Raw genomic sequence first — 8,035 nt, forward strand, 5'->3', positions numbered from 1 at the left:
GTTCAGCGATCCCCGACGGTGCGTGGCGGGTCCCCGCCGAGCGGCCGGAACGGCTTGACGTGCCCGTTCCGCAGGCACACGTACAATTGGCGCGGTCATGTCTGACCTCACCTCGGCCGAAGCGCCACCTCACCCGCTGATCGGTCAGCTGTCGGCTCTGCATCACTTTCGCGTCTACGTCGACATCGGCGTCGTGGTGGTGGTCTTGGCCCTGACGAATCTCCTCGCCCACTTCACCACGCCGTGGGCGAACGTCGTCGTGGTGCCCGCGGCGGCGATCGGACTGGTACTGCTGGTGCGATCCCGCGGGTTGGGCTGGAGCGAGCTGGGACTCGGTCGTGACCACTGGCGCTCCGGCGCGTGGTACGCGCTCGGCGCCGTCGCTCTGGTCGGTACGGTCATCGTCGCAGGGGCGTTGTTGCCGTGGACGCGGCCGATGTTCATGAACAACCACTACGCCACCGTCTCGGGTGCGCTGCTGGCGTCGATGATCATCATCCCGCTGCAGACCGTGATCCCCGAGGAACTCGCCTTCCGTGGAGTGCTGCACGGCACGCTGGACCGGGCTTGGGGGGTTCGGGGCGTCGCGGCGGCGGGTTCATTGCTGTTCGGCATGTGGCACATCGCGACGTCGTTCGGCTTGACCAGTAGCAATGTCGGGTTCACCGACCTGTTCGGCGTGGGTGTCCTCGGCATGATCGCCGGCGTGGTGATGGCCGTGATCGCGACGGGGGCAGCAGGTTTCGTCTTCACCTGGCTGCGCAGGCGCAGCGGCAGCCTGATCGCGCCCATTGCCCTGCACTGGTCGCTGAACGGCCTTGGTGCGCTCGCTGCCGCCATGGTCTGGCACCTCTCGGGCTAGTCACCGCGGCTGGCGGCGCCTGGCCCGGAACTCGCGGTTCTTCAACTTGTTTCCACACGTCGCCATGTCGCACCAGGTCCCACCGTGGTTGCGGGAGTGGTCGTAGAACGCCCACAGACAGTCGTCGTTCGCGCAGGCCTTCATGTGCACCCAGGTGCCGTCGAGTTGGGCAGTCCTGATGGTCAGAAGCAGCGAAAGAAGGCGTCCTCGCAGCGAATCGTCATCGGTGACGAGCTCGATCCGCCCGCTCTCGTCGAGGACCGCCCGGACTGCGCTCGACTCGGCGACGGCGTGCAGCGGCGCCGTAAGCACCGGGTCGGGCGTGGCTCCGCCGGAGTTTTGAATCACCAATGCGCGTAACCCTTCTCGGAAATCCGAGACGAGGCGCAGGTCGTCAGGATCAGGCACGGCGTCTGCGGCGAGGAGTTGATTGTCGACGAGCCAAGGGCGAGCGTCGTCGATTCTTGCCAGCCGGTCCTGACCCGATTCCAGGTCGATCGTGTTGATGAACGCCTGGATGCGTCGCAGCGGGCCCGGTGCCGGCTTGGCTTCGATGTCACCGAGCCATTGGATTGACGTCACGACTCCATGGTAGACCCAACATGACCAGTATCAAGCCTTGACTAGTCATTCATGACCGGTATAGCGTTTATGTAGGTCACGAGACAAGGAGACGGCGATGACCCCACGAGGCGGGATCTCGGACTACGGCATGGGGTCTGCGGCGACTGACACCGAGCGACGCGAAATCCGCCGATCCGCACTGGCCGACGTGTCGACGTCGAAGCGGGTGTGGGCACGCCTCTTTGCCGGGCGTTACGACCAGCAGATCGAGCAGGGAGTCACCGTTGTGCCCGGCACGCCATTGGCCGCCCATTACGTGCGACTGGTGTCGCGGCGCGAGAGTGAGGACATGGCGGCCGCGCTGACGCTGTTGCTCCGGGATGCGGGCCTGATGCCAGGCACCGGTGGCCGCGCATCGCGGGTTCCCATTCGCGCCGACGCCGTGCGGCAGTCCGCGGACACGGTCGAAGATGTGTTGGCGCGGCTACTCGGGCCTCTGCCGGCGCGAGCCCGCGGGATGGCGCGGCTGCGCCTCCTGCTTGGCGATGGCCGCGGCCCGTTGTACTGCACGGGCCCAGGCACTTTCGCCGCGGCAATGCGCGGCGTGCTCGCGGCGATGTAGCGGGTTACTTCTTGCGCACTGCGCCGACGATCGCCAGCAGGATCACCGAGCCGAGGATGGCGGTGAACAGGGTGAACCACCATCCACCGGCCGCCGTGTCGAGGAAGAAGCTCAACAGGAAGCCACCAATGAGCGCACCGACGATCCCGATGACGATGTTCAGCAGGATGCCCGAGCCGCCGCCCTTGACGATCTTGCCCGCGATCCAGCCCGCGAGGGCTCCGATGATGATGTAACCGATCCATCCCACGCTGGTGAGGGTGGAGGATCGGGCCGCTAGATACTCGGTCGCCAAAACCATGGTCATGATGAACTCCTGCCTATCGCCCGGCCGAACCAGCGCAGCCGCAGGTTCACCCCTTGGTCTACCCGCGCCGGGTAACGATTAGGCACGCGAAAGGTGCACGTTCGTCAGACAATTGCCGCGGTGATCAGCCGGGCAGCATCTCCGGAGGAGCGTTCGTCACGGGGACGGGCACGCCGACGCCTGGTCGTCCGGCAGGCGTGTTTGGGTCCGGCGGAGGTGCATTCGGATCCGGCTCCGGCGGCGGTGGTGGCGGAGGCGGCGTGAACGGCCGAATCGACTGTGCCAACGTGGTCGCCGCGGCGGCGTCGACGGGGTGGTTGGCCGTGCCGAGCCACACCACGAACCAACGCTGCGGAGTCCGCTGACTGCGCGGCGTTCCCGGGTCCGGCGCCTGGCCGACGACCCCTGCCCAGATCTGCCCGTTGGGTTTGGTGGCGTCGGTGAACTTGACCTCGTACGAGGAGAAGGCACCCGGCGTTCCCGCCGCGTCGAGGGGACCTGCCTGCTGATTCTGGCGCGTCCCGGCGAACGGCATGAAGAACTCACCCATGTCGGAGGCCAGCCGAGTGGCGGCCTTGGCGTTGTCCGCCTCGGCGCCCGCGAACAACTTCAGGTCGAGTCGACCGAGCAGCACGCTGGTGTCGGACGGCGCATCCACTCCCGGCTCGGTGACCTTCGTCAGCAGGGCCTGCCCGTATGAGAGTTGGGTGTTGTCGGAGACCTTCCAGCCCGCTGGAACGACATAGCTCAAGCCGCCAGCGGCATTGTCGACGCGGCCGGGTTCCGGCGGCGGTGCGGGCGGCGCGCTGGGATCCGGCGGCGGGGCGTTGGGGTCGGCGGCCGGCGGGGGTGGCGCATTTGGGTCGGCCGGGGCGGGCGCCGGGGCGGGCGCGGGCGGCGGCGGAACGGGGTCTGCGTAGGCGACGGGGCCTGGAAGGGCGACTGTCACGGCGGTGACGCCTGCGACGGCGGCCGTGGCCAGTGCCTTCGGGATGCTCCAGCGTCGGGGAGGGTGCTGCATGGGGAAGAAACTACCGTGTTACGGCCGTGACGCAAGTGTGAGTTGCTCTTAGAGTGTCAATCTTGGAGATTGCTGTACGGCTAAACCACGTGGCAACGGCCTAGCCCGACGATTGCTGAAGGCGCGTTGGCGCGACGCGGCGCCCGCGCGGTGCGCGGGTGCCTGCTGTTGGTTGATCGCGACCACCTCGGCCGGCGTTACCGCGCCGGGTTGATCGACACTTCCTGAGACTTGACCGTGAAGTAGACCCGCTCCCCCAGGCCGAGGCGCAGGTCTGCCGCAGCCTCGGCGGTGATGTCGGCCGACAGCCCGGGCGACCCGTCGGGTTGGTCGTCGGCGCGGACTCGGATGGCGGGCCCGCGGCTGTCGATTTCGGCGACGATGACCTCGACGGTGTTTCGCGGGCTGCCGTGCGGCTTGCCGCGGTACACCGCAACGGCAGAGGGATGGAAGGTGGCGACGACGGAGTCGTCTTGGCGGATGCCGTCCTCGGCGACGCCATGCCAGACCTGCTGCCAGCCGGTCACCAGCATGGCGTTGGCGCCGGCGCGGCCACTCACCAGGTTGATCCCCGCGAACCGTGCTCCGAAGCTGCTGCGGGGCTTGGCCAGCACCGTGACCGTCGGCCCCGATTCCGCGACGCGGCCCGATTCCAGGACGATCACCCGGTCGGCGAGGGTGACGACGTCGAGCAGGTCGTGCGTGACGAGAATCGATGACCGGCCATCGCGCACCAGGACGTAGCGCAAGGCCTGGCGCATCGCCGCGGCCACGCCCACGTCGAGCCCGGTCAGCGGTTCGTCGAGTAGCAGGACGTCCGGGTCGGCAGCCAGTGCGCGGGCCAGTGCGACGCGCTGGGCTTGTCCACCGGACAGTTGGCGTGGTTTGCGGTCGGCCAAATCGGCGGCTTCGACCTCGGTGAGCCAATGGTCGGCTGCGGCACGGGAAGCCCTGCGCGTCAGTCGTTTTCCGCTGCGGGCGCCGAAGGCCACGTTGGCTGCCACGGAAAGGTGCGGAAACAGGAGGGCGTCCTGCATCAGCAAGCCGACGCGACGGTCGTAGGTACCGACGTGCGTGCCGGTGGAGACGTCGGTCAGCACCCGTTCGCCGACGCGCACCGAACCCGCGTCGGGCCGCACCAGGCCCGCGATGACGTGCAGCAAGGTGGACTTGCCAGCCCCGTTGGGGCCGAGAACCGCCAACACCTCACCTGGTGCGACCGTGAATTCAACGTCAAGGCACCGACTTTCGACGACTGCATGCAGTTCGATGCCGCTCACGTGCTACTGCCAGCCACTCGCGCCACCCGCCCCTAGCCGGCGACTGCCAAGACCGACCACGACGACGGCGGCGACCGCGACGAGCAGGACCGACAGCGCCACCGCAGCGTCCGCGTCGACCTCGCGCTGCAGGTAGATCTCCAGCGGCAGGGTGCGAGTTACGCCTTCTCTGGATCCGGCGAACGTCAGCGTCGCGCCGAACTCGCCGAGCGACCGCGCGAAGGCAAGCACCGCGCCGGATGCCAGACCGGGGGCGAGAAGTGGCACCGTCACCCGCCACCACACCGAAGTCGGCCGGGCCCCCAGTGTGGCGGCCACCGCCTCGTAGTCCGCCCCAGCGGTGCGGGCGGCGCCCTCCAATGCGATGACGAGGAACGGCAACGAGACGAAGGTCTGGGCGAGAACCACTGCGGTCGTCGTGAACGCGATGTGAATCCCCGCCGCGTCGAGGTACTTGCCGAGCAGACCCAGCCGGCCGAAGGCGTAGAGCAGCGCGATGCCGCCCACCACCGGCGGCAGCACCAAGGGGAGCAGGATCAGCGGCCTGACCCAGCGCACCAGACGGGAACCGCTGCGGGCCAGCACCATTGCCATCGGGACGCCGAACACGATGCACAACGCCGTGCTGGCGGCGGCGGTCTTGAAGCTGAGCTCGAGCGCGGTGAGGGATGAACGGCTGGTGATCAACGACCAGAACTGCGACCAGTCGACCCGGGCGGCCACCGCCACCAAGGGGAACACGACGAAGATCGCGCCGATGGCGGCGGGGACGTAGATCCAGCGCGGCAGGCCGCTTGAGCGGGTCAAGGCTTGGCGAAACCTGTCTGGGTCAGGATCTTCTGACCCGCCTCGCTCGTCACCAGGTCGACGAACTTCTTGGCCGCCGCGGCGTCGGCCGCATCCTTGAGCACGGCGATCGGATAGGTGTTCACGGCCGCCGAAGCCTCCGGAAAGTCGATCTCGGTCACCTTGTCGCCCACGCCGAGCGCATCGGTCACGTAGACGACTCCGGCGTCGGCTTGGCCGCTGGTCACCTTGGTCAGGACGTCCGTCACCGACGACTCCTCGCTGACCGGATTGAGCGTCACCTTCGATGCCTGCTCCACCTTCTCGGTCGCCGAGCCGCACGGCACCTGGGGTGCGCACACGACGACGCTCTGGCCCGGCTTGGCGAGATCGGCGAACGACGCGATCTTCTTCGGATTGCCAGGCGCAGTCACGATGACGAGGGTGTTGGATGCGAAGTTCACCGGATTACCCGAGAGCAGACCGGCCTTGCCCGCCTTGTCCATGTTCTTCGTGTCAGCCGAGGCGAAGACGTCGGCCGTGGCGCCCTGCGTCAGCTGAGTGACCAGATCAGAGGAACCGGCGAAGGTGAAGTCGATGGACCAGCCACGGTTGTCGGTCTTGAACTGCTCGCCGATGTCGGTGAACGTCTTCTTCAGTGAAGCCGCGGCGTACACGGCGAGCGTGCCCCCGGCCGGGGCGCCGCTGCTGCCCGCGGCGCTGCCACCAGAATCCGATCCGCACCCGGTCAGCCCAGCGAAGAGCAGTGTCACAAGGGCGGGAACGACGCGATTCGAGCTCTTCACCAGGCAACCCTAGGTGACCTAAAACGCCACTGTCCGTAGTTCTCCGCGTGGCGCGTTTCCGCGGCTAGCTACTGTCCAGTAACATTATGGCGACTCGCTGGGTTCAGCGTCGAACACGAGGAGGTCGTGATGATGGATGTGCTGCTCACCGGTGGTGACACCGAACTCGGGCGCATCATCGCGGAGGGGTTCCGTGACGCGGGTCACAAGGTCGTCATCGCCGGTTCGCGTCGCGACGATCTCGAGGTCGCCGCCAAGGAGCTCGACGTCGACTCGATCGTCTTCGACAACACCGACCCGGCCAGCCTCGAAGAGGCACGCGCTCAGTTCCCCCATCACCTCGACACCATCGTCAACGTGCCAGCGCACCGGTGGGACGCCGGTGATCCCCGCACCTACACGCTCGCCGAGCGGGCTGCGGCCTGGCGTACGGCGCTGGACGCCACCGTGCTGTCCGCCGCTCTGACCGTCCAGATCCTGGGCGATCACCTGCGTTCCGGCGGGTCGATCGTCAACGTCGTCGGCGACAACGCCGCCGAAGGCAGCGCCGAGGCCGCCATCAAGGCCGCGCTCTCGAATTGGACTGCGGGACAGGCAACTCACTTCGGAATCCGGGGCATCACGCTCAACGCGGTCGCGTCCGGCCGGGGTGCCGAGCCGGGTTATGACGGCATCGCGCGGACCTCGCCGTCGGTCGCCGCCGAGATCACCCGGCTGGCCCTGTTCCTGACCACGCCTGCGGCCAGGCACATCACCGGGCAGACGCTGCACGTCAGCCACGGCGCGCTCGCCAGCTTCGCCTGACGGCCAATAATATTCCCGCTTCGCGGACAGCGAAACGGGGTACCGGTTCCGTTTAGTCGTGGCTAGGGTCGGAACCGTGACGATTCGACTCGGACTTCAGATCCCCAACTTCTCCTACGGCACCGGGGTCGAGGCACTCTTCCCCACCGTCATCGCGCAGGCACGAGAAGGCGAGGCCGCCGGCTTCGACTCCGTCTTCGTGATGGACCACTTCTACCAACTTCCCGGTCTCGGTACGCCCGACCAGCCGATGCTCGAGGCCTACACCGCGCTGGGCGCCCTCGCCGCGGCGACCGAGAAGGTTCAACTCGGCACGCTCGTCACGGGCAACACCTACCGAAACCCAACGCTGCTCGCCAAGGCGATCACCACGCTGGACGTGATCAGTCAGGGCCGGGCCATCCTCGGCATCGGCACCGGTTGGTACGAGTTGGAACACGACTCACTCGGCTACGACTTCGGCACGTTCACCGACCGCTTCAACCGGCTCGACGAGTCATTGCAGATCATCCTGCCGATGCTCGCCGGCGAGCGGCCGACGTTCTCCGGAAAGTATTACCGCGCCCAGGAAGCCATGGCGGAACCTCGCTTCCGCGACCACATCCCGCTGATGATCGGTGGTAGCGGCGAGAAGAAGACGATTCCCTTGGCGGTCAAGCACTTCGACCACCTCAACATCATCGCCGGCTTCGACGAGCTGCCCCGCAAGATCCAGGTGGTCAAGGACCGTTGTGAGGACATCGGCCGGGACCCGAGCACGCTGGAGACCAGCATGCTCGTCATCGCGATCATCGACGAGAACGTCACGGCGGACCTCATCCCCGAGGACTTCCGGCAGCAGGCGGTCTTCGGTAGCCCAGAACGGGTCGCGGATCAGATCAAGACGAAGGTCCTCGATGCAGGCGTCGACGGCGTCATCATCAGTCCGGTGACGAGCCTCAACGGCTACCACCCTGGCGGCGCGACGGCCGTCGCGGAGCTGC

The 8,035-nt window shown here is 67.3% G+C and carries 10 protein-coding genes and 1 pseudogene; 4 read left to right on the plus strand and 7 right to left on the minus strand.

The window, feature by feature from the left end; translation table 11 throughout:
- Positions 1-97: 97 nt before the first annotated feature.
- Positions 98-862, plus strand: a complete 765-nt coding sequence (locus QOD90_RS27385) for a CPBP family intramembrane glutamic endopeptidase (RefSeq protein WP_526355009.1) — start codon at positions 98-100, stop codon at positions 860-862.
- Here the strand turns inward: QOD90_RS27385 and QOD90_RS27390 are convergent, their stop codons facing one another.
- On the minus strand, positions 863-1,444 hold the full coding sequence (locus tag QOD90_RS27390) for a CGNR zinc finger domain-containing protein (RefSeq protein ID WP_526355010.1): 582 nt from the start codon (positions 1,442-1,444) through the stop codon (positions 863-865).
- A gap of 97 nt (positions 1,445-1,541) precedes the next feature.
- On the opposite strand from QOD90_RS27390, the gene QOD90_RS27395 reads away from it, so the two are divergent.
- Positions 1,542-2,048: a hypothetical protein gene (locus QOD90_RS27395; RefSeq protein WP_526355011.1), complete on the plus strand. Its 507-nt coding sequence runs from the start codon at positions 1,542-1,544 to the stop codon at positions 2,046-2,048.
- Positions 2,049-2,052: 4 nt separating this feature from the next.
- Here QOD90_RS27395 and QOD90_RS27400 read toward each other — a convergent pair whose 3' ends face one another.
- The 6 genes and pseudogenes from QOD90_RS27400 to modA form a co-directional block, all read right to left on the minus strand.
- The gene (locus tag QOD90_RS27400; RefSeq protein ID WP_526355012.1) at positions 2,053-2,355 is read right to left on the minus strand and encodes a GlsB/YeaQ/YmgE family stress response membrane protein; all 303 of its coding nucleotides are present in this window, start codon (positions 2,353-2,355) and stop codon (positions 2,053-2,055) included.
- A 124-nt stretch (positions 2,356-2,479) separates the two neighbouring features.
- Positions 2,480-3,376, minus strand: a complete 897-nt coding sequence (locus tag QOD90_RS27405) for an APA family fibronectin-binding glycoprotein (protein WP_526355013.1) — start codon at positions 3,374-3,376, stop codon at positions 2,480-2,482.
- Between the two features lie 197 nt (positions 3,377-3,573).
- On the minus strand, positions 3,574-4,137 hold the full coding sequence (locus QOD90_RS27410) for a TOBE domain-containing protein (protein WP_526355020.1): 564 nt from the start codon (positions 4,135-4,137) through the stop codon (positions 3,574-3,576).
- Positions 4,138-4,179: 42 nt separating this feature from the next.
- Positions 4,180-4,599, minus strand: a pseudogene (locus QOD90_RS27415) (ATP-binding cassette domain-containing protein); the annotation flags it as partial.
- A 60-nt stretch (positions 4,600-4,659) separates the two neighbouring features.
- Positions 4,660-5,463 (minus strand): ABC transporter permease, encoded by an 804-nt coding sequence (locus tag QOD90_RS27420; RefSeq protein ID WP_526355014.1) that lies wholly within the window; start codon positions 5,461-5,463, stop codon positions 4,660-4,662.
- On the minus strand, positions 5,460-6,248 hold the full coding sequence (gene modA, locus QOD90_RS27425) for a molybdate ABC transporter substrate-binding protein (protein WP_526355015.1): 789 nt from the start codon (positions 6,246-6,248) through the stop codon (positions 5,460-5,462). Before modA ends, QOD90_RS27420 begins: the two co-directional genes overlap by 4 nt.
- 132 nt (positions 6,249-6,380) lie before the next feature.
- On the opposite strand from modA, the gene QOD90_RS27430 reads away from it, so the two are divergent.
- Both QOD90_RS27430 and QOD90_RS27435 read left to right on the plus strand, forming a co-directional pair.
- The gene (locus tag QOD90_RS27430) at positions 6,381-7,052 is read left to right on the plus strand and encodes an SDR family oxidoreductase (RefSeq protein WP_526355021.1); all 672 of its coding nucleotides are present in this window, start codon (positions 6,381-6,383) and stop codon (positions 7,050-7,052) included.
- Positions 7,053-7,128: 76 nt separating this feature from the next.
- A partial coding sequence (locus QOD90_RS27435; protein ID WP_526355016.1) for an LLM class F420-dependent oxidoreductase occupies positions 7,129-8,035 on the plus strand: 907 nt, incomplete at its 3' end.

Origin of the sequence: Mycobacterium sp. (genome assembly GCF_032161845.1) — a bacterium.
Classification (GTDB): Bacteria; Actinomycetota; Actinomycetes; order Mycobacteriales; family Mycobacteriaceae; genus Mycobacterium.

Coding starts and splice junctions, on each gene's coding strand:
- QOD90_RS27385 (WP_526355009.1), top strand. CDS start 98: ATGTCTGACCTCACCTCGGCCGAAGCGCCACCTCACCCGCTGATCGGT.
- QOD90_RS27395 (WP_526355011.1), top strand. CDS start 1,542: ATGACCCCACGAGGCGGGATCTCGGACTACGGCATGGGGTCTGCGGCG.
- QOD90_RS27400 (WP_526355012.1), bottom strand. CDS start 2,355: ATGACCATGGTTTTGGCGACCGAGTATCTAGCGGCCCGATCCTCCACC.
- QOD90_RS27405 (WP_526355013.1), bottom strand. CDS start 3,376: ATGCAGCACCCTCCCCGACGCTGGAGCATCCCGAAGGCACTGGCCACG.
- QOD90_RS27410 (WP_526355020.1), bottom strand. CDS start 4,137: ATGCGCCAGGCCTTGCGCTACGTCCTGGTGCGCGATGGCCGGTCATCG.
- QOD90_RS27430 (WP_526355021.1), top strand. CDS start 6,381: ATGGATGTGCTGCTCACCGGTGGTGACACCGAACTCGGGCGCATCATC.